21 protein-coding genes and 6 pseudogenes are annotated in these 26777 nt (G+C 62.8%); 13 read left to right on the top strand and 14 right to left on the bottom strand.

Going from position 1 to position 26777, the window contains the following annotated elements; all coding sequences use genetic code 11:
• Window positions 1-76 precede the first annotated feature (76 nt).
• From X739_RS1000000170800 to X739_RS140255, 11 genes are all read right to left on the bottom strand, one after another.
• Window positions 77-418, bottom strand: coding sequence for a hypothetical protein (locus tag X739_RS1000000170800; RefSeq protein WP_245273950.1), 342 nt, complete (start codon window positions 416-418; stop codon window positions 77-79).
• Between the two features lie 306 nt (window positions 419-724).
• Window positions 725-2497: a DEAD/DEAH box helicase gene (locus X739_RS140215; protein ID WP_023795962.1), complete on the bottom strand. Its 1773-nt coding sequence runs from the start codon at window positions 2495-2497 to the stop codon at window positions 725-727.
• Complete coding sequence (locus X739_RS140220; protein WP_023795961.1) at window positions 2487-4013, bottom strand: hypothetical protein; 1527 nt, start codon at window positions 4011-4013, stop codon at window positions 2487-2489. Before X739_RS140220 ends, X739_RS140215 begins: the two co-directional genes overlap by 11 nt.
• Window positions 4010-4627, bottom strand: coding sequence for a hypothetical protein (locus tag X739_RS140225; RefSeq protein WP_156939986.1), 618 nt, complete (start codon window positions 4625-4627; stop codon window positions 4010-4012). Before X739_RS140225 ends, X739_RS140220 begins: the two co-directional genes overlap by 4 nt.
• A 191-nt stretch (window positions 4628-4818) precedes the next feature.
• Window positions 4819-6162 carry a hypothetical protein gene (locus X739_RS140230; protein ID WP_023795959.1) on the bottom strand — a complete coding sequence of 448 codons (1344 nt, stop codon included), beginning with the start codon at window positions 6160-6162 and terminating at the stop codon, window positions 4819-4821.
• A gap of 66 nt (window positions 6163-6228) precedes the next feature.
• On the bottom strand, window positions 6229-6624 hold the full coding sequence (locus X739_RS140235) for an XRE family transcriptional regulator (protein WP_023766881.1): 396 nt from the start codon (window positions 6622-6624) through the stop codon (window positions 6229-6231).
• Window positions 6624-6995, bottom strand: a complete 372-nt coding sequence (locus X739_RS140240; protein ID WP_023766880.1) for a type II toxin-antitoxin system RelE/ParE family toxin — start codon at window positions 6993-6995, stop codon at window positions 6624-6626. The genes X739_RS140235 and X739_RS140240 overlap by 1 nt, the downstream gene beginning before the upstream one ends.
• A gap of 131 nt (window positions 6996-7126) precedes the next feature.
• Complete coding sequence (locus X739_RS140245; RefSeq protein WP_023795958.1) at window positions 7127-7357, bottom strand: hypothetical protein; 231 nt, start codon at window positions 7355-7357, stop codon at window positions 7127-7129.
• Window positions 7358-7410: 53 nt separating this feature from the next.
• Complete coding sequence (locus X739_RS140250; protein ID WP_031252416.1) at window positions 7411-8619, bottom strand: MFS transporter; 1209 nt, start codon at window positions 8617-8619, stop codon at window positions 7411-7413.
• Window positions 8620-8676: 57 nt separating this feature from the next.
• Complete coding sequence (gene rpoN / locus X739_RS0135580) at window positions 8677-10113, bottom strand: RNA polymerase factor sigma-54 (RefSeq protein ID WP_031252415.1); 1437 nt, start codon at window positions 10111-10113, stop codon at window positions 8677-8679.
• Window positions 10114-10182: 69 nt separating this feature from the next.
• Window positions 10183-10716: a peroxiredoxin gene (locus X739_RS140255; RefSeq protein WP_023766875.1), complete on the bottom strand. Its 534-nt coding sequence runs from the start codon at window positions 10714-10716 to the stop codon at window positions 10183-10185.
• Window positions 10717-12349: 1633 nt separating this feature from the next.
• On the opposite strand from X739_RS140255, the gene X739_RS140265 reads away from it, so the two are divergent.
• The 9 genes and pseudogenes from X739_RS140265 (at window position 12350) to fni (ending at window position 22285) form a co-directional block, all read left to right on the top strand.
• On the top strand, window positions 12350-13552 hold the full coding sequence (locus X739_RS140265) for a cytochrome P450 (RefSeq protein ID WP_023795954.1): 1203 nt from the start codon (window positions 12350-12352) through the stop codon (window positions 13550-13552).
• Window positions 13553-13643: 91 nt separating this feature from the next.
• Complete coding sequence (locus X739_RS140270) at window positions 13644-14933, top strand: cytochrome P450 (RefSeq protein ID WP_031252414.1); 1290 nt, start codon at window positions 13644-13646, stop codon at window positions 14931-14933.
• Window position 14934: 1 nt separating this feature from the next.
• Window positions 14935-15222: pseudogene (locus X739_RS1000000171415) on the top strand (ferredoxin); the annotation flags it as partial.
• 6 nt (window positions 15223-15228) lie between these two features.
• The gene (locus X739_RS0135570) at window positions 15229-16071 is read left to right on the top strand and encodes an SDR family oxidoreductase (protein ID WP_023727161.1); all 843 of its coding nucleotides are present in this window, start codon (window positions 15229-15231) and stop codon (window positions 16069-16071) included.
• A complete protein-coding gene (locus X739_RS140275; RefSeq protein ID WP_023727162.1) occupies window positions 16071-17414 on the top strand; it encodes a cytochrome P450 in 1344 nt (447 codons plus the stop codon). Before X739_RS0135570 ends, X739_RS140275 begins: the two co-directional genes overlap by 1 nt.
• A 126-nt stretch (window positions 17415-17540) precedes the next feature.
• Window positions 17541-18530 carry a polyprenyl synthetase family protein gene (locus X739_RS140280; protein ID WP_023795952.1) on the top strand — a complete coding sequence of 330 codons (990 nt, stop codon included), beginning with the start codon at window positions 17541-17543 and terminating at the stop codon, window positions 18528-18530.
• 146 nt (window positions 18531-18676) lie between these two features.
• The gene (locus X739_RS140285) at window positions 18677-20236 is read left to right on the top strand and encodes a hypothetical protein (RefSeq protein ID WP_023795951.1); all 1560 of its coding nucleotides are present in this window, start codon (window positions 18677-18679) and stop codon (window positions 20234-20236) included.
• Window positions 20233-21135 carry a hypothetical protein gene (locus X739_RS140290; protein ID WP_023795950.1) on the top strand — a complete coding sequence of 301 codons (903 nt, stop codon included), beginning with the start codon at window positions 20233-20235 and terminating at the stop codon, window positions 21133-21135. The genes X739_RS140285 and X739_RS140290 overlap by 4 nt, the downstream gene beginning before the upstream one ends.
• Window positions 21136-21220: 85 nt before the next feature.
• Complete coding sequence (fni, locus tag X739_RS140295) at window positions 21221-22285, top strand: type 2 isopentenyl-diphosphate Delta-isomerase (protein ID WP_031252413.1); 1065 nt, start codon at window positions 21221-21223, stop codon at window positions 22283-22285.
• Between the two features lie 124 nt (window positions 22286-22409).
• On the opposite strand, the pseudogene X739_RS1000000170795 reads toward fni, so the two are convergent.
• Window positions 22410-22565, bottom strand: a pseudogene (locus X739_RS1000000170795) (IS630 family transposase); the annotation flags it as partial.
• An 81-nt stretch (window positions 22566-22646) separates the two neighbouring features.
• Here X739_RS1000000170795 and X739_RS1000000170790 point away from each other — a divergent pair.
• Window positions 22647-23249 (top strand): annotated as a pseudogene (locus X739_RS1000000170790) (transposase); the annotation flags it as partial.
• A 169-nt stretch (window positions 23250-23418) separates the two neighbouring features.
• Window positions 23419-23958: pseudogene (locus X739_RS1000000170785) on the top strand (IS110 family transposase); the annotation flags it as partial.
• Between the two features lie 313 nt (window positions 23959-24271).
• Here X739_RS1000000170785 and X739_RS1000000170080 read toward each other — a convergent pair.
• Both X739_RS1000000170080 and X739_RS1000000169590 read right to left on the bottom strand, forming a co-directional pair.
• Window positions 24272-25079 (bottom strand): annotated as a pseudogene (locus tag X739_RS1000000170080) (IS630 family transposase); the annotation flags it as partial.
• Window positions 25056-25193: pseudogene (locus X739_RS1000000169590) on the bottom strand (IS630 family transposase); the annotation flags it as partial. The pseudogenes X739_RS1000000169590 and X739_RS1000000170080, both read right to left, overlap by 24 nt.
• 736 nt (window positions 25194-25929) lie before the next feature.
• Here X739_RS1000000169590 and groES point away from each other — a divergent pair.
• Window positions 25930-26226, top strand: a complete 297-nt coding sequence (gene groES / locus X739_RS140310; protein WP_006203049.1) for a co-chaperone GroES — start codon at window positions 25930-25932, stop codon at window positions 26224-26226.
• A 65-nt stretch (window positions 26227-26291) separates the two neighbouring features.
• The coding region (locus X739_RS0135550; RefSeq protein ID WP_280940066.1) for a TCP-1/cpn60 chaperonin family protein at window positions 26292-26777 on the top strand (486 nt) is incomplete at its 3' end.

Genomic DNA, 26777 nt, shown 5'->3' with positions numbered 1-26777 from the left:
CTATGAGCGTGTCTACAACCGGTTGAAGGCAGCTGTGCCTAACTGGTCGCAACTGCTGAAAATGGATCTGACTGTCCTAAAAGCGCTCATCGGAGATGCCGGTCTCGCCAACCAGAAAGCGCCACGTATGGTGGCTATCGCCAACCAACTCGCCCGAGACTTTGGCGAGGTCACACTCGAACCGCTCCAACGGATGACGGACAGAGACGCAGAGACTTTCCTCACGACGCTGCCCGGCGTCGGACTGAAGACCGCGAAGTGCGTGCTCATGTACAGCCTCGGTCGCGAGCTGCTCCCGGTCGATACGCACGTTGCTCGCGTGTCCCGCCGACTGATGCTTGTTGGAGATGCGCCGAGCCGGCTTTTCGTCGCGAATCTGGAACCAGCGGTGCCGCCGGACTGTCGGTACGACTACCACGTAAATGTACTCCAGCACGGTCGAGAGCTGTGCCGACCCATGCGTCCCAAGTGCCCAGAGTGTCCCCTTTGGGCACTCTGTCCCTCAGCGGGATACTCCCAGCGCCAAAGCAATGCGGGTTGACAAGTTGCTGGTCGCACCAAGCCATCCCATGCGGAGAGCCGCGACAACCCTTCTGCCCGGGCGGACGTACAGGTGTAGGCGAAGCGCGGGAAAGTCACGGTTGCTTAGTCTAGAACCCGTCAATGACTGCCAATGTGTCCGTCAGTCGCAGCGCGTCGTGCTGTTGACTTGGCACACCCATTATCAATCTTTCATCAGGAGGTCAGCGGCAGCTCGAGCCTCTTCCAAGAAAGTATCCCGGGTGGGCGGAGGGGTGACCACGTCTCCGAGGAGCGACTGTGCGGCCAGTTCCTTGGTCACGAGCCGCTCATACTCCTGGATCTCGAGGGTCTTGTCGCAGAGCAAGATGAGATACTCAACGTCCCGCTGCTGGCCGCGCCGATGGATGCGATCGAGACTCTGCAGGTAGTGCGCCGCTTGGTTGGACAGCGATTCGTACACTGCAAATCTTGCACGGTGTAGCGTGAGGCCGGCACCCGCAGCCGCCGGGTTGGCCACCAAGATCATCGACTCGTTGTCCTCCTGGAAGCGGCGGACCGTCTCTCTACGCGTGTCGATGTCGGTAACCTGCCCGTCGTAGCGCATGGCTCCATGCGCCTTATAGCGCTCGACAATGGCTGTGATCGACTGCGTATAGAACGACCACACCAGCACCTTTTCGTTCGCAGACATCAACCGGCTGACCACGGCGTCTAGCGCTTCGAGCTTCGCGGGCGTCTCGCTGTATGAGGGATCGATCGCAGAGGGGTTCGAGCACAGCTGGAGGAGCGCAGATCTGCGGGCGAGGAAGTTGGCGTATCGACGCCCGAACTCCTTCTCGTCGGTCTGCTCGATATCGGAGACCAACTCGTTAAGGGTATGCTCGTAGAGGCGTCGCTGCTGCCGGGCGAGCGGGACGAAGATGCGTTGAAAGCTCTTCGCTGGGAGGTCGGGCAAGACCTCCGCCTTCAGGTGTCTAGTGTAGAGGCCACGCTTGTCGATGACGGACTGCACGACGGGAGCTGCCTCCGCTCGATCAGTAGGGACTTCGAGACCTTCGAAGGCAAGGCCGAAGTCGACCAGGCTGAACTGCTGGACAAGGTCCTGTGGAGCATTCGGCGCGGGCGTCCCGCACAGCACGTAAGCGCGACCACACCACTCCCTGAGCCGCCGGATGGCGCGGGTTCGCCGCGCGTCCATGGACTTGATAAAGAACGACTCGTCGACTGCGAGTACCGTCCGGCCTGGACGGCTGCGGAGAAGTGCGGAGAGTTCTCCCTCCATGCTCACCGCAGTTTCGAAGTTAGTGACCAGTACCTCGGGGTCATCCTGCAAAACACGACGCTTCTCGCGTGCAGACCCTGAGACCACTGCTATGCGGTAGAGGTCTGGCCTAAACCGCCCGAAGTCCTTCGGCCACTCGGGCACCATGCTCTTGGGCGCAATGATCAAGACGCGATCAGCCTCATTCCTAGCGGCAAGAAGGTCGAACGCGTAGATAAGGGTGACTGTCTTGCCCGCGCCCTGCTCGTCGAAAACGCAGAGCCCGAACCCCTCCTTGATCGTCATGGCCGCGACATTAAGCACCTGATGCGCGTCGAGAACGGCGAGACCCGCGCTGTCCTCGACCTCAGCCCGGGCCGCGCCCGACCCCTCAGCCTTGAGCCGTTGGACGTGACGCACCGCTACGTCGAAGACCTCGGAGGCACGACGCCTGTTCTCAACGAAGCGGCGTGCCTCCGGAGTCCACCGCAGGATAAGATCGTCAGTCCGCTCGAGTTGACTGGCAAGCTGGTGCGGCACGAACACTCCGTTCGCAGAGCGCCGCACCGAGTTGCCTCCACCAAGCGCGGCCTTAACAGTGGCTAACAGGCCTAACGCGTCTCGGGAGTCTCTCTCGGTTAAGTACAGACCATCGAGCCCGTCGCCGACACGTACATCGGCGGCGGTCTGACCAACCCACTGTTTATCCCGCATGGTGGGCTTCGCTCGAGGTCGACGCATCGGAAGGCACGACGTAGCTCTCAACAAGCTTTAGTGCTCGATACAGGCGGTGAAGGTTCTCCTGGGAGAGCGCATCGGGAGGGCCTGGCCGAAAAATCTTGACCGGCGCGTTCTCGAGCCATTTCGTGAAGACCTCTACGCGCTTGTTGGCTCCGACCGTACGCTCGACCTCTCGATTTGCTTTCGAGAGCGCGATCCCCGTATCGATTAGTTGTTGCCCCTCCTTCCGGTTGCGCTGTCCGGCTTCACGGAAACACGCCATAGCCTCATCATCTAAGGAGACGGCGCGTAGTTCGCGGATCTGGTTCCAGTTCTTAAACTTGTCGTCGTACAGCAGGTCGTAGACGAGGCTCTTGAAGCTCTCATCGTCGTTCAAGGCTGCGAGCACGCCATTACGCCGACCTTTCCCGAGCTCATCGAAGTACTGAAAGTACTTCTCTGCCTTATGCTTGACGGCGTATTTGTCCTTCTTTCCTTCCGTGACATGGTAGTCTTCGAACTCCGATGCGAGTTCAATCATCCCGACATAACGGCTGACCTCGTCCGTGGCGATCGCGAACTTGCGAGCGATCGCCCGGCGGATATCCTTCTGCCGTGCCGGCGCTGGATTGGCGCGTCCTTCTAGCGCGAGGAGGGCCTGCCAGTGTTCGTAGACCTTCCGCGCCTTCACGTACTGAGGCCAGTCCTGCTTGTGATCTGGCTCGAAATTGAGCGACACGATGACTGCCTCGCGGTCGTCCTCGGTTGCGTGTTCTGTCAGCTGCCATACCTGCACCCACTCGGCGCGTCGCTTCTGGTCAGCGTCGAAGTCGTTGCTGTTCAAAATGAAGTAACAAGCCGTGATCCGACGGTTGCCGTCCAGGAGGTTGCCTTCCCGGTCGATTATGGGGGGTTTGCGGACGCCGTTTGCCGCAATGCTGCGTGCCAGCACTTCAATCTCGAACTGGTCGTCCTCAGCGAGCCCTGGCAGACTCATCTTCCCGAGCATGATCGCCAACAGCTCGTCTGCCTCCGGCGTCCGACCATGGACTTGGAAGAATTGGTTCAGGTGGATATCGATACGTTGGTTCTCACCCCAAAGATTGATGTCACGCGTGCGGACGAAGCCCTCCCATACCGGGACGCTCCGTTCGTGGAACACAGGCGTGGGGCGGATGGGTCGCGGTTGGACTCCGTTATAGCTGACAAGCTGTATACTTGGCTGGTCGGCTGGGCTCTGAGGGCGGAGTGCGACACGCACTGCCTCGACGCGGTCAATGAGCGTGTCGATATCCGCCGTCATCTGTGCTGCAACCACACGATCCTCGCGCGCCTCGGCGCGTTCGCGCATGACCGTGAGCACGCGACCAAGCAGGGTGCGAGCCTCGTCTCGGTCGAGAGGCTGATCGAGGCCAGCCTGCAATACGTCGCGGACGATTTTCCCCATGTCGGCAGAGACGCGCTCTGCTGCAGCGATAAGCTCGCGGAACTCATTGGAGAGGTCATTCATTGGTAGGTTTCCTCTTCGAACTCGGCGTTGTCGTTGGCGCCCAAGTCGGACGGGATTTCTTCGGGCAGTTCGATCCCATGGGTTCGAGCGGCGGTCTTGAGCCGGTCGAGCCCGCGCGACATGAGCGCGCGCGCGGCGTCCCGGCCAATGCCGAGTGTGTCAGCGACAACTTCAGCAGAGAGGTCGGGTTCGCCTGCCTCGACAGCCTCGATGACGAGTTCCATCACGTCCCGAACTTGACCGTGACCGACCGCGCTGAGCAGTTGGCGTGCGAATCGCACTGCTTCGGTCCGCCGGTATTCGGCAAGGTCGTCGGCCTCGCGTCGCTCGTCGGGGGATAGTTCGATCTCGCCGGCGCAGTCCGACGCGTCATCGATCTCACGCATATCGAGGTGGCCGCGGTTCCATCGGCCGTTCGCGATGTTGTCAGCCGCCTTCCAGAGCCAGGCACCTATGCTGCCGACCCTGCGTCCTGTCGAAACAGCGGAATACGCGCCTTCGACCGCCTCGGCGACGCTATCGTCGACATCGGCCGCGGGCAGTTTGGACCATTTGGACTGGAGCATACGCTTCAGACCGGCGAGGTAGCCACTCGCATGAAGCGCCTCGATCATGCCTAGTGCGTCCTTCGCCTCGGCTGCCTTCTGGGCTTTGGACAAGAAGGCAAACGCCTTGGCGACGGGATCTGATCCCGGGGGTTCTTCCTCGTTCAACCTCGCCGTCCCCTTTTTGCGAACCAGCGGGTTGCCGGTCACCTACATACAGTAGTCTAGGGGCGAAACAGGGTCAGCGGGAACGCAGCGAATCAAGGCTTAGGAACCCATTTTGCGTAAAGGCTCTTCGAGCCCGTGGGAACCGTCTTGGCATCAACGAGAGCGACGAGCGAGCGGAACCGCTTCTCGCAGCCGCTGTTCGATGTGATGCGACTTGCCACGAGGGTTGAGGCCTTCGGTAGATCCAGCATCAGCTTGACCTCGTTTGGCGAGAACGACTTCACCATCTCATTGTAGGACGGCGACGCCGCGTTCGAGACGCCGTATGAGTTGCCAGTAGCTGCCGTCACGACTGCCTCCACAAAAGTGGCCTGCGCTGTTTCCGGAACGCGGTTTTTCCGCGACAGCTTGAGGAGCCGATCGGCGAAGGGCGGCTCGTTGTGGAAGTTATCCCAGCCATTGTGCACACTTAAGAGCTTCCTACTCGCTGATGTGAAGATACTGTGAACCTCGGCTTCGCTCAGCAGCGACAATTGGCCCAGCGTCTCGAAGAACTGCAGCGAAGCCTTCTGACGGGCTTCGTCGCCTTTTGCCTTATAGTCCTGGTGTCGATCCACCAGCGCCGACCTGGTCCGGGGGCTAAGGTCGTTACTGAACGATTCGCAGATTGCGATGGCGTTCAGGCGGGCTTCCTCTCCCGACGCTGGGTCACAGTAGATGCCGTGTAACATGACGAAGATCAGTTCGCGCTGGGCCTCGAATGTTTCCTGGATACGGCGTTCCCATTCTTGTCGTTGATCCTTCTTGAACTTCGTTGCTTTCAGCGCGGCGAGCAGGGACTTTGTGTCCACCCCCTTAGGGTTGTGGGCGCTCGAGAGCGCATGCTTCTGGCAGCGGCTTAGGAAGCTCAGGAACTCGTCTTCGTCGACCGTCCCCGCAGCTGGGTGTGCGATAGAGAAACTGTTGCGTGTGGCCCTGCACTGATCGAGGAAGAAGAAGTCGTCGTCACCGATCAGGTTGAGCTTACGGCAGAGGTCGAGCAGCTCGGCGTCCTTGAGGTCGAGGAGCGTGTCCTCGTCGAAGGACTTGTCGTCGAGGATCTGAGGGACGACGTTGATGCCGAACCGTCGCACCTTGTCACGCAGTTCCACCACGGCCGCGTTCCAAACGTAGTTGATGGCTGCGTCGAACAGACCGCTGGCGACGGCGACACACATTTTGACGATCCGCTCATCGCGCAGGTGCGGAGGGATCTTCTTGATCAGGCGTGGGAGCTGGGACCAAGCATGGGCGATCTGGTCGTCCTCGGCGAGCACATTGCGAGGGACTCCCAACGCGGCGGTAAGTTGGGCTAGCATGGGCGAGGAGAGAGGGGTCACGTCGGGCAGTGTGACGGCGGGCAGGTCGGTCTTTGGCTTAACTAGGACGTTGCTCATACCTACTCCTTGCATCGACGAGACCATCTCGCCCCATCGGTAGTCTTTAGCCGAAACAGAGTGAGGTCAGCCGGCGCGTGCGGCCTTTGTGCGACTACGTCCACCTGCCGCTCTTTTAACGCTACGGACGGAGACGGCTTTGGGAGCCACGACGTCGCCGAGCCGCTCTATACGGAGGGGCGCGCGCGAGGGAAGGCGAACGACGAGTTCGAGTTGCCCCCCGATCGCCTCGACGTAGCTTTTAAGAGTAGACAAGTACATGTCGGCTTGTTTCTCGATCTTCGAGACCGAAGGCTGCTTGATCTTGAGGACCGAAGCGATTTCGGCCTGGGCCTTTCCAGCGGCACGCCGCAAATCGCCGAGACTCTCGACTTCTCCCCTTAACTCTTCGAAACGCGCGTCGACCCGCTCCCGACGATCCTCGGGGAGCGCAGCGATTAGGTCGTCAAGCTTGCGTCCCATCACTTCTTCACCTTCTTCGCCGCCGCCAAACGGTCGAGATGCCCTTGATAGCGCTTGTCCGCCTTGGCGATCAGACTTTTATAGAAGCGCTTCTCACTCACGCCCGACTTATCGCCGGCGACGAGCAGGATCGCCTTCCGCTTCCGGTCGAATGCGAACGCAACCCGCCAGACACCATCATCAGCGTCGAAGCGAAGTTCTTTCATGTTCGCGAACGACGAGTCATTCAAGGTATCCGCATGCGGTCGCCCCAGCTGGGGCCCGAACACACCGAGCAGCTTAGCCGAGGCCAATAGCTCATCTTGGACTGTCTGGGGCAACGCCTCGAACTCCCCATCGAACTCATCGCCAAAAACGACTTCCCAAGTCATATATAGCTCCTAGGCTATGCGGTCAACATCATCAAGCTGCCGAACGATAGTCTGCGGCCGAAACAAGGTGCGCGAGGTCGAGGGTAATCCGGCCGCCGTTGACACGACTGGCAATTCCCGACCTGTCTGCGCTATTCGAGCGGCATCGTCACCGGCGTTCTGTGGGCATGGCCGGCGCGGCTTGTCGTGAAGGATATGACCGCCAGCAAGGGTTCAATCGCGCCGGCAGCGCTCACCGTCGCCAAATGGAAACCGGCGCCGGCGAGGTTCGCGTGTCTGGCGGGAAGGTCGCGTGGCCCGGAGGTGAAGCCGGCGAGGCGCTTGCGCTGGTCTATGCGTAATCGAAGCGCCGCGCCGTGCATGCGATTGGAACTCTCGTTCCGCTGCGCTGCTGAGATCTCTCCTGTCAGGCGGTCTAGGTTTCGCGCTTCGGGCCGAGCAGGAAAACTATGAGGGCAGCGACGAACGTGGCAACAGCACTGTAGGCAATGGCGCTGGTAATCCCCGCATTCTCCACCAATAGTCCGCCGAAAATCGCGCCGGCTGCGATTGCCACTTGGAATACTGTGACCAGCAGCACACCGGCGCTTTGGGCCTGCTCGGGAACGGCCCTCCGTACCATCCACGTCTGCAATCCCACTGGCACCGCGCCGAAGGCAAACCCCCACGCGGCAACAGCAATCGCCGAGGCCAAGGCCGATGCTCCCGCCGTCAGCAGCGAAACAGCGGCTAGCGCTATGAGCAGCGGTGCAAGGGCCGCGACTGCCTTGAGACTGTACTCGGCCAGCAGCCCGCCGGCCAAATTGCCGAAGAATCCGCCGATGCCAAAAGCCAGCAACACAAGCGAGATCGTCTCGACATCCAGCGCGGGAATCTTCTCAAGGAAGGCGCGGATATAGGTGATTCCGGCGAAGTGGCCGGAAGCGACCAGCAGGACAACCAAAAGCGCAACCTTGACCATCGGAATCTTGGCCACATCCAGCAGGCTTCGGAAGCTAGCCACTCCAATCGGAGGCAGTCTCGGAATGGTTATGAGTTGCACGAGCAGTGTAGCGGCGGCGCCGGCTGCGGCGAGCATGAAGGCGCTTCGCCATCCCCAGATATCGCCGACATAAGCGCCGATTGGAGCTGCGCAGACGGTAGCTACGGAAACGCCGGTAAGGATGATCGACATAGCGCGCGGCAGGAGGTGGCTTGGAACGAGCCGCATCGCCAGTGCTGCCGACATCGACCAGAAGCCTCCGAGCGCTATGCCGAGCACGACGCGTGCAGTCAGGAGAACCGCCAGCGACCACGCGCCGGCCGCCAGAACGTCCGACAGGATCAGCAGCAGCGTCATGGTCCACATGACGGTCCTGCGGTCCAGGCGCTTTGTGATGATGGCCACCGTCGGCGCCGAGATCGCCCCGACGATAGCTGTCGCCGTCATCGCCTGTCCAGCCGCNATACCGAGATCATGCGCGAGGGGCGTGAGCAGGCTGACAGGCAGAAACTCTGCCGTGACCAGCCCGAATGTGCCCAAGGAAAGCGAAATGACTGCACCCCATGCGGGACCAGACGGTGGGACGGGCTTTTCTGGGTCGTGCAGAACAGCGTCCATGACGCCTGCTGCGGATTGGGTCATGAACGAAGTCTCCACTTTGATGCAATGCAACGTGATGTTGGCTGCCTTGACCCAAATCTAAAAACACAAGCGCATTTCCCGGCGGCGTTGCACGGAGGAGGGGATGTTCATTGCTTCGCGATATTTTGTGACGGTGCGGCGCGCAACATCGATGCCGGTTTCCTTCAGCCGGACAGCGATGTCCTCATCGGAAAGCACGTCGCCGGGAGATTCTGCGGCAATGATCGCTTTGATCCGATGCCGGACAGCTTCGGCGGAGTGCGCATCGCCGCCTTGGCAGGACGCGATCGCGACGGTGAAAAAATACTTCAGTTCAAAGACTCCGCGCGGGGTAAGCATGTACTTGTTCGAGGTCACCCGGCTTACCGTCGACTCGTGCACGCCGATCGCGTCAGCGACGGTTCTAAGATTGAGAGGCCGCAGGTGGGCGACGCCATGTTCCAGAAAGGCATCCTGCTGACGCACGATTTCAGCCGCAACCTTAACAATCGTCTTGGCGCGCTGATCGAGGCTGCGGATTAGCCAGTTCGCGTTTTGCAAGCATTCGTCGAGAAATGCTTGATCTTTCGAATTTTGGGCAGTTTGACGCGTGACTTCGGCATAATAGGTTTGGTTGATCAGCAGCTTTGGCAGCGTGGCGGGATCAAGTTCGATCTGCCACCCGCCTTGCGGCGAGGGCGTGACCCAGACGTCGGGTATGATTGATTCAGACGCACCGGATTCGAATCTGTTCCCAGGCTTGGGATCGAGCGCCCGAATCTCATGCATCATGTCGAGAAGGTCTTCTTCATCGACGCCGCAATGCTGCTTCAGTGCCTCAAAATCCCGTCGCGCAAGCTTTTCAAGATGGGCAACCAAAGCTGCCATTGCCGGGTCGAGCCGATTTCGCTGGCGCAACTGAATCTCGAGGCATTCTCTGAGACTTCGCGCAAAAACTCCCGGTGGATCAAATTGCTGCAAGGTTCCGAGAACCCGTTCCACAACAGCCTCATGGACATTCAGGCTCTCGGCCAGCTCCAAAAGGTTTGCCCGAAGATAGCCAGTGTCTTCCAGATCGGCGGCAAGCTGGCCAGCGATCAGCCGCTCCTGTGGTGTGAACGCAGTGAGGGCGATCTGACGAGCGACATGGTCGTGCAATGTTTCGGCGAGGGTGGCATACTCGTCGAGGGAAGGGCCATTGCCGGGCGGGTTGTTGGTCGTGTTGCGAAGTGATTTCCATTGCCCGAGCCGTTCAGGCGAACCTCCCCCGGTCGGTCCTTCAACGGCGTTTGCCCCAGGGCCGACAGGCTGATCCGCTCCCGAAATCGAAACGTCGTCAAAAGGCCCGCCATCGCTTGATAAAGATTCCAAGAGCGGGTTCTTCTCAATTTCCCGCTCCACGAACTGATGCAGTTCAGTATGCGCCAGTTGCAGCAAGCGAATCGACTCAATGAGTTGAGGCGATGCCACCATGGATTGCTTCTGGCGTTGAAGCAGGCTTGCTGAGGATTGCATGGTGAGCGCGATAATCCTGTCGAGGAGCCTCTTGGGGCCGGCACTGGCACCAGTGAGACGTTTTCTAGGTCAAGCGGCGGCTTTCAGCGTTTCGAGAACGTTTTGCGGGGATGAGACGCCATAGGGGTCGGCCTCGCAGTTGTCGGAGAAACCTTCCTCCTCGAACCAGTGCTCCACCACGCCATTGTTGATCAGGGCGGCGTAGCGCCAAGAGCGCATCCCGAAGCCGAGATTGTCCTTGGCGACCAGCATGCCCATTTTGCGTGTGAACTCGCCTGAGCCATCGGGGATGAGCTCGACCTGCTTCAGGCCCAAGGACTTCCCCCACGCATTCATGACGAAGGCGTCGTTGACTGAGAGGCAGTAAATCGCGTCAATTCCCTCCTTCTCAAACTCATCATAGAGCTCTTCGAACTGGGGCAATTGGTAGGTCGAGCAGGTTGGTGTGAAGGCGCCAGGCAGCGAGAACAGGATGACCCGCTTGCCGGCAAAGTAGTCGTCAGATGTCTTTTCTTCCCAGCGATATGGATTTGGCCCCTGGACTGACTTATCGTGAACGCGCGTGAGAAAGGTGACGAAGGGAACTTTCTTTTGAACTGTCATCAAGTTGCTCCTAAAGAAGAAAACTGCCGTTGAATTCTGGCATAGGCTGGCGCAATTCCGAGCAAAGGCTCGTATGCTCGGGCACGGAATGAGGGCCTCGGCGGCTCACAACTTCCTTTTCCATCCCGACGGATGGGAACGTCTTGGCGGCTGGTCTTGGCCACGCGAACGCAATCGATCTGAGCGAGCTGGAGACCGTCGAGCCGCTTGCTTTCCACTGCTATGGCGCCGGAAGCGGGATCGGTCACCCGCGATCGTGCCCGGGGAAAAGGGATAGCGGCCGGCAGTAGCCAATATCTCAAGCATGTGGCGACCTGAAATGTCACTTCACGCAGACTCGGGTCACTGGACTGGTTCAGCGTGTTGTCGTGTGGCAGTGACCCGCCGGCCTTGGCTTGGGTGACCCTTTGACGGGGCCCTTGGGCACTCCCATGCTGAACAGAACCGGTAAACGGCATTTGCGCGAGCGGTCCGTGTTGGCGTGCCGGCATCGGACCAGCCATGCGCAAAGCGGCCACCGAGAACGGCCTTCCGGAGGAGACGATGTCCCGATGTTCAGCGGGAACGGGCACCGTCTCCTCAGGCCACTGTCTAGAGCTTCGCGCGTCGGGCATGGTGCAAGTCGCTTTCATCGTAATTTGATGGTGCTCTAACCAGGAGCAGCAAGCGGCGTGCCATTTCAAATAGAGGTGCTGTTGGACCGCCCCCTTCTTCTCGGAGGCCGTGTCTTAGAAGACCGGGAGCGCGCTATGCCGCCTCGTCACATAGGCAACAACGATGCTGAATGGTGCGGATATTCGGCGCTTCAGCCCCGGCTGGGCAAAGAAGAACCGGAAGCCGAGCCGATGCACCACCTGAGGCTGGCGGGCACTCCAGTCGTAGCGTGTGCCGCTAGCGTTCATGGGTGCGCAGCACGGCTATCGCGAACACGCGCCTCTCGCAGCAACATGAGCGCGCGCTCTTGGGCAAGCGCCTTGGCGCCGTGAGGATCGAATTCCCCAATCGTGTCTGTTTGCCGCCCTCTTATGTTCGAAACTGGACCAGAATGTCGCAGGCCCGACCTAAAGGTCGCCCGAGGCGTTCTGTCCGACACTGTTCCGTCGCCTTTGTGGCCCGCGACACCGGCTTATTTCGCCTAGTTCTTCTCTGGCCTCAGGCTAAGCCGCTGAGAAGCTGCCACGATTTTTTTCTGCTGCGGCCAAATTGGCACGAGATTTGAAGCACCTTCGTTGCGGGCCGGGAGCCGCCGACCGACTTTCATTTCGTGGATGACACGAATGGAACGAAGAAAGAAAAGCAAAATGTCAAATCTGCGTCGGATAGCGTCTATGGGCAGGGGGGCCTCGGCGAAAGCCCTTACCCAACAGCTCGCCGCCCTTGTCGACGCTTGCGCAGGAACTCTTGGCCGGCGGCGAGTCAAAGGCTCACCACACGGACTTTATCCTGACCTCGAAGGTACAGGATAATGTTCTGCATCTCGCCGCGCGATGTGCCTAGACAGTTACGCGTTAGCCGATCTTGATAATCGGTCTGCCTCCGGACGACGTCGTCTACATGCCGTCTTAGGTCTTCGCTGCCGCAGCGTCCGCCGGTCACCTTCCGCCCTTCCATCGCTACCGAGTGAAGTGCCATCATGCCCGAACAACCTTTGCCGACGCTGCCGATGTGGCGGGTCGATCACATTGAGCCCTCGCCCGAGATGTTGGCGCTGCGGGCCAACGGTCCGATCCATCGCGTGCGCTTCCCGTCCGGGCACGAAGGCTGGTGGGTCACAGGCTATGGCGAGGCCAAGGCGGTGTTGTCCGACGCGGCGTTCCGGCCCGCGGGAATGCCGCCGGCCGCATTCACCCCGGATTCGGTGATTCTCGGTTCGCCAGGATGGCTGGTCTCGCACGAGGGGGGCGAGCATACGCGGCTACGCACGATCGTGGCGCCGGCCTTCAGCAACGGCAGGGTGAAGCAGCTCGCGCAGCAGGTCGAGGCGATCGCCGCGCAGTTGTTTGAGACGCTGGCGGCCCAGCCCCAGCCCGCCGATCTGCGGCGCCACCTCTCCTTTCCGCTTCCAGCCATGGTCATTGGCGCGCTGATGGGCGTGCTCTACGAGGACCACGCCTTTTTCGCTGGGCTGTCCGACGAGGTGATGACGCACCAGCATGAAAGCGGCCCGCGAAGCGCGTCGCGCTTGGCCTGGGAAGAACTCCGCACCTACATTCGCGGCAAGATGCGGGACAAGCGCCAGGATCCGGGCGACAACGTGCTGACGGATCTGCTCGCGGCGGTCGACCAGGGCAAGGCGACCGAGGAAGAGGCGATCGGCCTGGCGGCGGGCATGCTGGTGGCGGGGCACGAGAGCACCGTCGCGCAGATCGAATTCGGCCTGCTGGCCATGTTCCGCCATCCGCAACAGCGCGAACGCCTGATCGGCGATCCATCCCTGGTGGACAAGGCGGTAGAGGAAATCCTGCGCATGTACCCGCCGGGCGCCGGCTGGGACGGCATCATGCGATATCCGAGGACCGACGTGACCATCGCGGGCGTGCATGTTCCCGCGGACAGCAAGGTGCTGGTCGGCCTGCCGGCGACGTCGTTCGATCCGCGCCATTTCGACTACCCGGAAATCTTCGACATAGGACGTGACGAAAACCCGCACCTGGCGTTCTCCTACGGGCCGCACAACTGCGTCGGCTTGGCGCTGGCCAGGCTGGAACTCAAAGCGGTGTTCGGTTCGATCTTCCAGCGCTTTCCCGCGCTGCGCCTGGCCGTGGCGCCCGAAGAACTGAAGTTGCGCAAGGAGATCATCACTGGTGGGTTCGAGGAGTTCCCGGTGCTCTGGTGATGCTCGGATGCCACCAGGAATCGCGATGTTCTCGAATTGCCGGCGCGCCTGCCGCGCGCCGATCAGATCAGCCAGCCAACAGGTGACCAAGATGGACGTGCAAGAAACCACGGCAGCATGCCGGGACGCCTTCGCCGAACTGGCGTCGCCAGCGTGCATTCAGGACCCGTACCCATTCATGCGGTGGTTGCGCGAGCACGATCCGGTACATCGCGCGGCGTCGGGCCTCTTTCTGTTGAGCCGCCACGCCGACATCTACTGGGCGCTCAAGGCCACGGGCGATGCTTTTCGGGGGCCGGCGCCAGGCGAACTGGCGCGCTATTTCCCGCGAGCGGCGACCAGCCTGTCGCTAAGTTTGCTGGCGTCCACTTTAGCGATGAAGGAACCTCCAACGCATACGCGTCTTCGCCGGCTGATCTCGCGCGATTTCACCATCGGCCAGATCGACAAGCTGAGGCCGACCATCGCTCGCATTGTCGCAGCGCGCCTGGACGGCATGGCGCCCGCACTGGAGCGCGGGGAGGCAGTGGACCTGCATCAGGAATTCGCGCTGGCCTTGCCCATGCTGGTTTTCGGCGAACTGTTCGGCATGCCCCCGGATGACATTCTCGGGCTCATCACCGGCATCAGCGCCATTCTGGAAGGCCTGAGCCCGCACGCCAGCGATCCCCAACTCGCCGCAGGGGACGCGGCCAGCGCCAGGGTGCAGGCCTACTTCGGCGACCTCATACAGCGCAAGCGCGCCGACTCCCGCCACGACATCGTGTCAATGCTGGTCGGCGCACACGACGACGATGCCGAGACGCTGTCGGATGCGGAATTGATCAGCATGCTTTGGGGCATGCTGCTGGGCGGCTTCGCCACCACTGCCGCGGCCATCGGCCATGCGGTCCTGGCGATGCTGGCGTATCCCGAACAGCGGCACTGGCTGAAGGGAGATGCCGTGGGGGTGAAGGCTTTCGTCGAAGAAGCCCTGCGCTATGACGCGCCCGCCATGTTCAGCTCCATTCCGCGTATCGCCCAGCGCGACATCGAACTGGGCGGCGTGGTGATCCCGAAGAACGCGGACGTGCGCGTGCTGATCGCGGCCGGCAATCGCGACCCGGACGCCTTCGCCGATCCCGATCGCTTCGATGCCGTGCGGTTCTACGGCACCAGTCCTGGCATGTCGATCGACGGGAAGATCATGCTGACCTTCGGCCACGGCATCCACTTCTGCCTTGGTGCGCAACTGGCCCGGGTGCAGTTGGCCGAGAGCCTGCCGCGGATCCAGGCGCGCTTCCCCACGCTGGCATTGGCCGAGCAGCCGACCCGGGAGCCCTCCGCGTTCCTTAGGACGTTCCGCGCGCTGCCGGTACGGCTGCATGGGCAGGAGGGCTGAGATGCGCGTCCTGGTCGATCAGGATCTGTGCGGAACGACCGGGCAGTGCGTGCTGACGCTGCCGGGCACCTTTCGCCAGCGCGAACCGGACGGCGTGGCCGAAGTGTGCGTTGCGACGGTCCCGCAGGCGCTGCACGCCGCCGTGCGGCTTGCGGCGAACCAGTGCCCGGTCGCCGCCATTCGGGTCATCGAAAGCGACGCTGGCCATGACGAGTGCGCCAGCGCCGACCCGGCGCCTTCTCCGACGCAGGCCCAGCGGCATGCCGCGAAAGACCAATGCAATTCAGGAGACACGATGGGAAGGTTTGAAGGCAAGGTGGCCGTGGTGACCGGCGCTGGCGCCGGCATCGGCAAGGCATGCGCTCTCGCCATCGCGCGCGGAGGCGGCAGAGTGGTGGTGGCCGACATTGATGGCCCGGCGGCCATCGCCTGCACCGCGCAGATCGCGGCCGAAGCAGGCCACGCGCTGGCCATAGCCATGGATATCGCCGATGAGCAGGCGGTGGCAGCGCTGTTCGAGACGGCGGAGCGGCACTTCGGGGGGGTCGACCTGCTGGTGAACAATGCGAGCGCCATGCATCTGACCCCGCGCGACCGCGCCATCCTCGACCTGGACCTGGCAGTCTGGGACCAGACAATGGCGACCAATCTGCGCGGCACGCTGCTCTGCTGCCGGCAGACCATCCCACGGATGATCGCCCGCGGCGGTGGCGCGATCGTCAACATGTCGTCGTGCCAAGGGCTCAGCGGTGACACGGCGCAGACGTCCTACGCCGCGTCGAAGGCGGCGATGAACATGCTCTCGGCTTCGCTCGCCACCCAGTACGGTCACTCTCAGATACGCTGCAACGCGGTTGCGCCGGGTCTTATCATGACCGAGCGTCTCCTCGCCAAGCTGGACGAGTGCATGCAACGGCATCTGCGCCGGCACCAGCTCCTGCAGCGCGTCGGCCGCCCCGAGGATGTGGCCGCGCTGGTGGCGTTCCTGCTCTCCGACGATGCTGCGTTCATCACCGGCCAGCTCGTGTGCATCGACGGCGGCATGCTGGCGCATGTGCCGACATATGCCGACGGTGGCAACAGCTGCGCCGCGCGCCCTGCAGGCGACACCGAATCGGCGGCGGCGGCGCGCTGCTGATGGACATGCTGCTCAATCCACTCAACCGTCGGCACCGGCTGCGATGCGACATCCCGGTCATGCCTGGCGCTTTCCCCCTGGTCGGGCATCTTCCCGCCATTGTCTGCGACCTGCCGCGCCTGCTGCGGCGCGCGCAACGCACGCTGGGCAGCCACTTCTGGCTGGATTTCGGCCCTGCCGGACATCTCATGACCTGTGTGGATCCGGACGCATTCTCACTGCTCAGGCACAAGGACGTGTCCTCGGCGCTGATCGAAGAGATCGCGCCCGAATTGCTTGGCGGAACGTTGGTTGCGCTGGACGGCGGCGCGCACCGGCAGGCGCGCGATGCCATCAAGGCAGCGTTCTTGCCCAGGGGGCTGACCCAGGCCGGGATCGGCGACCTGTTCGCGCCCGTCATCCAGGCGCGGGTGCAGGCATGGCGCGCCCGCGGCGAGGTACTCATCCTGCGCGAAACCGGCGACCTGATGCTGAAGCTTATCTTCAGCCTCATGGGAATCCCCGCGCAGGACCTGCCGGGATGGCATCGCAAGTACCGGCAATTGCTGCAGTTGATCGTCGCGCCACCGGTCGACCTGCCCGGACTGCCCTTGCGGCGCGGCCGTGCCGCCCGCGACTGGATCGACGCGCAGTTGCGCCAGTTCGTCCGCGACGCACGCGCGCATGCCGCGCGCACCGGGTTGATCAACGACATGGTGAGCGCCTTCGACCGCAGCGACGGTCCGCTCTCCGATGACGTCCTGGTCGCGAATATTCGCTTGCTGCTGCTTGCCGGTCACGACACCACTGCCTCGACGATGGCCTGGATTGTAATCGAGCTGGCGCGGCAGCCTGTGCTGTGGGACGCCCTGGTTGAGGAGGCGCAACGCGTGGGCGCGGTGCCGACCCGGCACGCGGACCTGGCGCAGTGTCCGGTCGCCGAGGCGCTGTTCCGCGAGACACTGCGCCTGCATCCGGCGACCACGCTCCTGCCGCGTCGCGCGCTGCAGGAATTGCAACTCGGCCAACGGCGCATTCCCGCAGGCACCCATCTATGCATCCCGCTGCTGCATTTCTCGACCTCGGCGCTGCTGCACGAGGCGCCTGATCAGTTCCGCCTGGCGCGGTGGCTGCAACGCACGGAGCCGATCCGGCCCGTGGACATGCTGCAGTTCGGTACTGGCCCACACGTCTGCATCGGCTACCACCTGGTATGGCTGGAAATGGTGCAGTTCTGCATCGCCTTGGCGCTGACCATGCACAAGGCCGGGGTGCGGCCGCAGTTGCTGAGCGACGTCGAAAAAGGCCGGCGCTATTACCCTACCGCACATCCGTCAATGAAAATTCGAATAGGCTTTTCGTGAGCTGGCATCGCATGCCCTGTGTGGCAAGGCAGCGGCGCCGGCGGGCGCATTGCTGCACTCAGCGCACGCACTCGTGTGACGGCTTGCGCTCGCCGTGGCCGTCTCAGCTACAAGGACATGAACAACATGCAGACCGGTTCCACTCCACGCGACCGAAGCGGCGTTTCCGCATCCGGCGGATTGGGCGCGCAGGCGCGCGGCGCATCTGGCGGGCTGCTCCCCGAGATCTGGATGCAGGACGGCGCAAAGCGGGTCGAACAGGCTCTGGGGCGTCTGCTCTGCGCTGAAGACGACGGTGAGACAGAGCTGATGGCGGCCATGCGCTACGCCACCTTGCATGGCGGGAAGCGCACCCGCGCCTTACTCTGTCTGGCTGCCGGCGCACTGGCGGGCACGCCGGCGCACATGCTCGACGACGTCGGCGCCGCCATCGAGATGATGCACGCCTGTACCCTGGTCCACGACGACCTGCCTGCGATGGATGACGACGTGCTTCGCCGCGGCCTTCCGACCGTGCACGTAAAGTTCGGCGAAGCCACTGCGATCCTGGTCGGCGATGCGCTGCAGGCCCACGCCTTCCTCACCCTGGCGAGCCTGGATGCGCCGGGCGACAACCGTATCGCGCTCGTGCGCGAACTGGCGCAGGCGGTGTCCGCCGAGGGTGCCGCAGGCGGGCAGGCCATCGATCTGTCGTTGGTCGGAAAGCACGCCGGGCTGGACAGGATCCTGGCGATGCACGGGATGAAAACCGGAGCGCTAGTGCGCGCGTCGGTTCGCATGGGCGCGCTATACTCCATCGCGGAGGATGCCGCGCACGCTGCGCTGTACAGTGCGCTCGATCGCTACACCGCATGTTATGGCTTGGCGTTGCAGATGGCCGACGACATTCTCGACGCGACGGCGGATACCGCGACTCTTGGCAAGACCCCCGGTAAGGACGCGGCGTCGCAGAAGCCGACCTGCGCGTCGATCATGGGGCTGCAGGCTGCGCGCCAGTTCGCCCTGTACTTGTTGCACGACGCCGGGGAGGCCATCGCCCCTCTGGGGCCGCGTGCGGAAGGGTTGGCGCAGATGCTGCAGCGGGCCAACGTCTATCTGTCCGCGCCATACGCATGAGCGCGCCCATCCGTAAGGACTCGCCCCTGTGCTGGTGCGATCGGCCGGCGGGCGCTGCATGCTGCACTGTGTCCGTGTCGGCGGCGACGTGCGCGACGTCTGCCCGTTTCTGTTCTCGTTAGCCCTCTGCAGAAGGAACATCCCGCGTGAACGCGCTGTCCGAACAGATCCTTTCCGAATTGCGTCACCTGCTGAGCGAGATGAGCGACGGCGGCAGCGTCGGTCCGTCCGTATACGACACGGCGCGAGCTCTGCAGTTCGACGGCAACGTCACCGGTCGGCACGACGCATACGCGTGGCTCATCGCGCAGCAACGGGCCGATGGCGGATGGGGAAGTGCGGACTTCCCGCTGTTTCGCCATGCGCCTACCTGGGCGGCGTTGCTGGCATTGCAGCGTGCCGATCCTCTTCCCGACGCTGCCGACGCTCCCGACGCAGCCCGGGCTGCAATCCGGTTCCTCGAGCGCCAGCCCGATCCCTACGCGCATTCGGTGCCGGAAGACGCGCCCATCGGCGCGGAGCTGATCCTGCCGCAGTTGTGCAACGAGGCCGCATCCTTGCTGGGCGGCTTGGCGTTTCCGCGCCACCCGGCGCTGTTGCCGTTGCGGCAAGCACGCCTGGTAAAGCTGGGGGATGTGGCGACGTTGCCGAGCGGCCATCCGTTGCTGCACTCCTGGGAAGCCTGGGGGACGTCGCCGGCCACCGCATGCCCGGACGACGACGGCAGCATCGGCATCAGTCCGGCGGCCACCGCCGCGTGGCGTGCGCACGCCGTGACACAGGGAAGAACGGCGCAAGTCTGGCGCACCGACGGTTATCTGCAGGCGGCATCGCGGGCAACGCGCACCGGCATCGAAGGTGTCGTTCCCGACGTCTGGCCGATCAATGTGTTCGAGCCATGCTGGTCGCTGTACACCCTGCATCTGGCCGGTCTGTTCGCGCATCCCGCGCTCGCTGAGGCGGTGCAAGTGATCATCGCGCAGCTCGACGCTCGCCTGGGCGTGCGCGGTCTGGGCCCGGCCTTGCACTTCGCGGCCGATGCGGACGACACCGCCGTTGCGTTGTGCGTCCTTCGCCTTGCAGGCCGCGACCCGGCGGCCGACGCGTTGCGCCAGTTCGAAGTCGGCGAGCTGTTCGTCACCTTCCCCGGCGAGCGCAATGCCTCGGTGTCGACCAACATCCATGCCCTGCATGCGTTGCGAATGTTAGGAAAACCCGCCGCCGGCACCAGCGCCTACGTCGAGGCCAATCGCAACCCGCACGGTCTATGGGACAACGAAAAATGGCACGTTTCCTGGCTGTATCCCACCGCGCGTGCGATCGCTGCGCTGGCACAAGGCAAGCCCCAGTGGCGCGACGAGCGCGCGATGGCGGCGCTGCTACAGGCGCAGCGCGACGACGGCGGCTGGGGCGCCGGTCGCGCGTCCACATTCGAGGAAACCGCCTATGCGCTGTTCGCGTTGCACGTGATGGACGGGAGCGAAGAGCCGGCAGGGCGACGGCGCATCGCGCAGGCGGTGGCGCGCACGCTGAAGTGGATGCTCGCCCGCCACGCAGCCCATGCATTGCCCCAGACGCCGCTGTGGATCGGCAAGGAACTGTATTGCCCCACCCGGGTGGTGCGCGTGGCCGAACTCGCCGGGTTGTGGCTGGCGCTTCGCTGGGGGCGGCGCGTCTCGGCTGAGGGAACAGGAGCCGGGCCATGATCCCGACCGATCGCGCGCTGCAGCAGGTGCTGGAGTGGGGGCGTTCCCTGACCGGGTTCGCCGACGAGCATGGCGTGGAAGCAGTCCGGGGCGGCCAGTACATCCTACAGCGCATCCATCCGAGCCTGCGCGACACCAGCGCCCGCACCGGCCGCGATCCGCTGGACGAAACGCTGATCGTGGCCTTCTATCGCGAACTGGCGCTGCTGTTCTGGCTCGACGATTGCAACGACCTTGACCTGATCGCGCCGGAGCAGCTCGCCGCGGTGGAGCAGGCGCTGGGGCAGGGCGTGCCGTGCGCGCTCCCCGGATTCGAGGGCTGTGCTGTGCTGCGCGCTTCGCTGGCCGCGCTCGCCTACGATCGTCGCGACTATGCTCAGCTTCTCGACGATACCCGGTGCTACTGCGCGGCGCTGCGCGCCGGACACGCGCAGGCGGCAGGGGCGGAACGCTGGTCCTACGCCGAGTACCTGCACAACGGCATCGATTCGATCGCCTACACGAACGTGTTCTGTTGCCTGTCGTTGCTGTGGGGGCTGGACATGGCGACCTTGCGCGCGCGTCCGGGGTTTCGCCAGGTCCTGCGGCTCATCTCCGCGATAGGGCGCTTGCAGAACGATCTGCATGGACGCGAAAAGGATAGATCGGCCGGCGAGGCCGACAACGCGGCGATCCTGCTGCTGCAGCGCTATCCGGCCATGCCTGTGGTGGAGTTCCTCAACGACGAGCTGGCCGGCCACACACGCATGCTGCACCGGGTGATGGCGCAAGAACGCTTTCCCCCGCCGTGGGGACCGCTGATCGAAGCCATGGCGGCCATCCGCCCGCAGTACTACGAGACCTCAACCAGTCGCTACCGCAGCGACGCTGCGGGCGGAGGCGAGCGTGCGCCGGCCTGAACGCGCGGGAGACGGCGGCGTCCGCGCGCTGCCGTCGGTCCGATCCGACGCAACGCCGTCGCCCGATGACGCGGATGGAGCGAGCATCAGCGACACCAACTTGAGCCGGCGAAAGGACGACCACCTGGACATCGTGCTGGATCGGCGAACGGCACGGGCCAAGGCCACTGGCTGGGAGTACATTCGTTTCGAACACTGCGCATTGCCCGAGTTGGACTTGACGCAGATCGACCTCAGCGCCTCCCTGCTGGGCAAGCCTATGCGCGCGCCGCTGCTGATCAGTTCCATGACCGGCGGCATGCCACGCGCCGAGGCCATCAACCGGCATCTGAGCGAAGCAGCGCAAGCCTTGGGGATCGCCATGTGCGTCGGTTCGCAGCGCGTAAGCCTGCAATCCCGCAACTCCCAGGGGCTGACGCGCGCGCTGCGCCGCCTGGCCCCAGACGTTCCCTTGCTGGCCAATATCGGCGCCGCGCAACTGCGCGAGGCCGAGGGCCTGGACCTCGCGCGCCGCGCGGTGGATGCACTGGAGGCCGATGGACTCATCGTCCATCTCAATCCGCTGCAGGAAGCGGTACAGCCGGAGGGCGACCGCGACTGGCGCGGCGTCCTGGCGCAGATCGCTCGCGCCGCGCGCAGCGTGGGCGTGCCGATCGTGGCCAAGGAAGTGGGGTCGGGCCTGTCCCCCTCGGTAGCCTGTGCGCTCGTCGAGGCGGGCGTGGCGGTGATCGATGTCGCCGGCGCCGGCGGCACCAGTTGGTCCGCGGTGGAGNGTTGGTCCGCGGTGGAGGGCGAGCGCGCCCGCGATGCCGCCGACCGCGCAGTGGCGATGGCGTTCGCCGATTGGGGGATACCGACCCCGGCCAGCGTGCAGGCGGTACGTCGGGCGCTGCCAGCGGTGAAGCTGATCGCGTCGGGCGGGATCAGCGACGGCGTCGACGTGGCCAAGGCCATCCGCCTGGGCGCGGACATCGCCGGGCAGGCGGCCGGCGTGCTGCGCGCGGCTACGGTATCCACCGAGGCGGTTGTCGCGCATTTCGAGATCGTCATCCGCCAGTTGGCCGTCGCCTGCTTCTGCACCGGCTCGGCTGATCTTGCCGCGTTGCGTCAGGCGCGCTTGTTGCCCTCGGCGCATCTGCCCGCCGGTTGATGCCGGCGTAGCCCGCACGTGGCGGCGGGCGCCTAGAGCAGAATCTGATCACTCAGGCTCGTATCCTGCGGCGCAGAAGTAGTTTGAGCACTGCTCGGCGGTGAAGNCCTAGAGCAGAATCTGATCACTCAGGCTCGTATCCTGCGGCGCAGAAGTAGTTTGAGCACTGCTCGGCGGTGAAGCGTGGCAAGGCGTCGCGGATTGCGTCCCAAAGCTCGGGGATGTTGCGTGCGGCGGCTTTCCTGAGGATCGACTTCAGCTTGGAGAAGGCATTCTCGATTGATGGTGTGGATGGCTCCTGCTCNCGGCGTCGCATTGCGCCATAGTTGGGATGTTGTCGTCCCGAGCAAAGGAGCCATCCATGTCAGAACTTGCCACAGTTGGCATCGACCTCGCAAAGAGTGTCTTCCAGATCCATGGTGTCGATGGGAACGGTCGGGTTCTCGTACGCCGTCAGCTTCGCCGCAGCCAGTTGCTGGTGTTTTTCCAGAAGCGTCCACGATGCCTGATCGGCATGGAGGCTTGCGCAGGTTCTCACGATTGGGGGCGCAGGCTTCTGGAGATGGGGCACGACGTCCGGCTGATGCCGCCCTCCTATGTGAAGCCTTACGTGAAGCGCGGGAAGACGGATGCTGCGGATGCGGCCGCCATCTGTGAAGCCGTGACACGCCCCTCCATGCGGTTTGTCGCCATCAAGAGCGAAGCCTGCTCGTCGGTTCTGGTTCNCCGGCTGATGCCGCCCTCCTATGTGAAGCCTTACGTGAAGCGCGGGAAGACGGATGCTGCGGATGCGGCCGCCAGCTGTGAAGCCGTGACACGCCCCTCCATGCGGTTTGTCGCCATCAAGAGCGAAGCCTGCTCGTCGGTTCTGGTTCTTCACCGCACGCGAGACTTTCTGGTTCGCCAGCGCACGCAGATCGGCAACGCGATCCGGGCCCACATGACGGAGTTCGGCGTCATCGCGGCGAAGGGCGCGCAGAACGTCAATCGACTGAAGGATCAACTGGATCAACTGCCGGAAGTAGCTCGAATGCCTGTGAGTTTGCTCTTCGATCAGTTGGTCGAGACGGACAAGCGGATCGAGCGGCTGACCGACGAGCTCGAAGAGACCTACGCGCAAAGCGAGACAAGCCAGCNATCGACTGAAGGATCAACTGGATCAACTGCCGGAAGTAGCTCGAATGCCTGTGAGTTTGCTCTTCGATCAGTTGGCCGAGACGGACAAGCGGATCGAGCGGCTGACCGACGAGCTCGAAGAGACCTACGCGCAAAGCGAGACAAGCCAGCGTCTAGCCACAATCCCAGGTGTGGGGATGCTGTCGGCGACGATCATCGCGGCGACGACGCCGGATGTCGACAATTTCGGCAGCGCAAGGGACTATGCCGCCTGGCTCGGCCTCACTCCCAAGCCGCACTCCACCGGAGGCAAGCAGAGGGTGGGCCGGATCTCGAAGATGGGCAATCGTTATATCCGACGCTTGCTGTATCTGGGCGCCATGGCGCAGATCATGCTCAGATGCAGACTCAAGCGCGAGCCGAGCTCGGACTGGCTATCGGGCATGCTGATGCGAAAGAAGACGAAGATCGTCGCCGTCGCTTTGGCGCATCGCATGGCACGAACAATATTCGCCGTCCTGAGGGACGGATCGCGTTACGAGCCGCAGTCAGCCTGACAGGCTCTCGGAATGGTCAGGGCAAAGTGAGGTGATGGCGAACAAACGGAGACGAAGAACCAGGACNCAGGCTCTCGGAATGGTCAGGGCAAAGTGAGGTGATGGCGAACAAACGGAGACGAAGAACCAGGACACCCCGATTAATCCGAAGCGCCTCGAGCGCGCTCGATTGAGTGGGACCTGTTCTCCAAGCGGATATTCATCAGGGCGCGCAGCGATCCCGTTGCACATTCAGACGCCGTATACATGGCCGCAACCGACCTGTTCACCAAACCCGATCCGATACCCTTGACCCGCAGGAGCCATCCATACACGGGTTAAAGTCGGGGCTGTAAGGCGGTAGGAAGAGCATTCGCGCGCCGGCCGCTTCGATCGCTTGGCGGGCGGCGGCGACTTTGTGAGCGGGCAGGTTGTCGAGGATGACGATGTCACCAACTCGAAGCGTAGGCGCCAATACATGCTCGGCATAAGCGGCGAACCATTCACCCGTCATCGNGTTAAAGTCGGGGCTGTAAGGCGGTAGGAAGAGCATTCGCGCGCCGGCCGCTTCGATCGCTTGCCGGGCGGCGGCGACTTTGTGAGCGGGCAGGTTGTCGAGGATGACGATGTCACCAACTCGAAGCGTAGGCGCCAATACATGCTCGGCATAAGCGGCGAACCATTCACCCGTCATCGATCCGTCGAGGACCATCGGCGCAGTCATGCCCGTCAGGCGCAATGCGCCTGTAAAAGTAGTCGTTTTCCAGTGCCCGTGCGGGATCGGAGATCGGCACCGCATGCCCCGCTTTGCCCGTCCACGCAGGCGAGCCATCTTCGTCGATGCGCCGGTCTCGTCGATAAAGACCAACCGTTCGGGATCGAGATCAGGCTGGGCCTTGAACCAGGCGCGTCGCCGCGCGAGCACGTCGGGCCGATCCTGCTCGCTGGCGTGCGCTGTTTTTTTTGAAGGTCATCGAGTGACGGTCGAGAAAGCGCCAGATCGTGCTCGGCGCGAACACGACCGCATGCTCCGCCCTGAGAAATTCAGCCAACTCGACCAGTGTGATGTCGTCCTGACCTTCGATCACCGCTAGGATCGTATCCCGGTAGGCTTCNTTTGCCCGTCCACGCAGGCGAGCCATCTTCGTCGATGCGCCGGTCTCGTCGATAAAGACCAACCGTTCGGGATTGAGATCAGGCTGGGCCTTGAACCAGGCGCGTCGCCGCGCGAGCACGTCGGGCCGATCCTGCTCGCTGTCAGCGAAATCTCATCGGCGATTCATCAATTCCGAATCAGAGTCCCGATTCACCGGTGGTTGACATTTCCGTGTGTCAGTGCCTCGCTGATCCGACGGAGCCGGCGCCAAAACGTCGGTTATTTCAATAACTTAAACAGTTCCAGATTATGCGTCATTTCGCAGTATATCATTGAAAATTCACAGTCACCATCGGACCGCTCCGACGAAGCTATAGCAATCTTCCTGCGTCTGACGCACCGTCGATAGTAATCGTCATGTTTATTTGCGATCTGGCGGCGGACTATATTCGAATACTCGACTCTGCAGAGGACGGACTATCCGGGACGACCCAGCTTCGTCAGAGCAATTGATATCGGCGGACCAGCCTTCCTTTTTACTGAATATTGGGCCTATTTTCGCATGATCGGGCCGGGCGGCGCATGTGGCTGCAAGACGCCGCGTGGCCGGTTTGCTCCTTCGAAGAAACGCCATTGCCGGACCGATGGCCGCCGAACAATGCCGCCAACTGCGCTGCACCTCGGCGGCAACAGGACAGCCGCCAAATCATCATACCGGCTCCGTGCAAATCTCTCAGCGTCTTGACTCTCTCATGTCGGAAGCCTATCCACCGCCTCCTTAGCACTCGCCTTTGGTGAGTGCTAACCACAGCTCCGGCGCCGCCGGATGTTGTAGGTTGTCCGGCTTCGCCGGACGGAGGAACTGTTTCTCACCGTTCTCATTCGAGGAAGAAAAAATGGCAAAGTCGAAGTTCCGCCCGCTTCATGACCGCGTGGTCGTTCGCCGGGTCGAATCCGAATCCAAGACCGCCGGCGGGATCATCATCCCGGACACGGCGAAGGAAAAGCCGCAGGAAGGCGAGATCATCGCCGTCGGCTCCGGCGCTCGTGACGAAGCTGGCAAGCTGGTCCCGCTGGACGTCAAGGCCGGCGACCGCATCCTGTTCGGCAAGTGGTCGGGCACCGAAGTCAAGCTCAATGGCGAAGACCTTCTGATCATGAAGGAATCCGACATCATGGGCATCATCGGCTGATTATCGGCCTCACCCTCAACTCGAATTTTTCGGGCTCTATCCGAGCCCCTGCCAGGAGCTAAAACATGGCTGCCAAAGACGTAAAATTCTCCCGCGATGCCCGTGAGCGCATGCTGCGCGGCGTCAACATCCTCGCCGACGCGGTGAAGGTCACGCTCGGTCCCAAGGGCCGCAACGTCGTCATCGACAAGTCGTTCGGCGCCCCGCGCATCACCAAGGACGGCGTCACCGTCGCCAAGGAAATCGAACTTGAAGACAAGTTCGAGAACATGGGCGCGCAGATGGTCCGCGAAGTTGCTTCGAAGACCAACGACATCGCCGGCGACGGCACCACGACCGCGACCGTTCTGGCGCAGTCGATCGTCCAGGAAGGCCACAAGTCGGTTGCCGCCGGCATGAACCCGATGGACCTGAAGCGCGGCATCGATCTGGCCGTGACCGAAGTCGTCGCGGCGCTCGGCAAGGCTGCCAAGAAGATCAAGACCTCCGAGGAAGTTGCCCAGGTCGGCACGATCGCCGGCAATGGCGACGAGTCGGTCGGCAAGATGATC

Source organism: Mesorhizobium sp. LNHC209A00 (assembly GCF_000502915.1).
Lineage (GTDB): Bacteria > Pseudomonadota > Alphaproteobacteria > Rhizobiales > Rhizobiaceae > Mesorhizobium.
The sequence above is the reverse complement of the archived record's forward strand: the minus strand, read 5'-3'. Positions and strand labels throughout refer to the sequence as shown.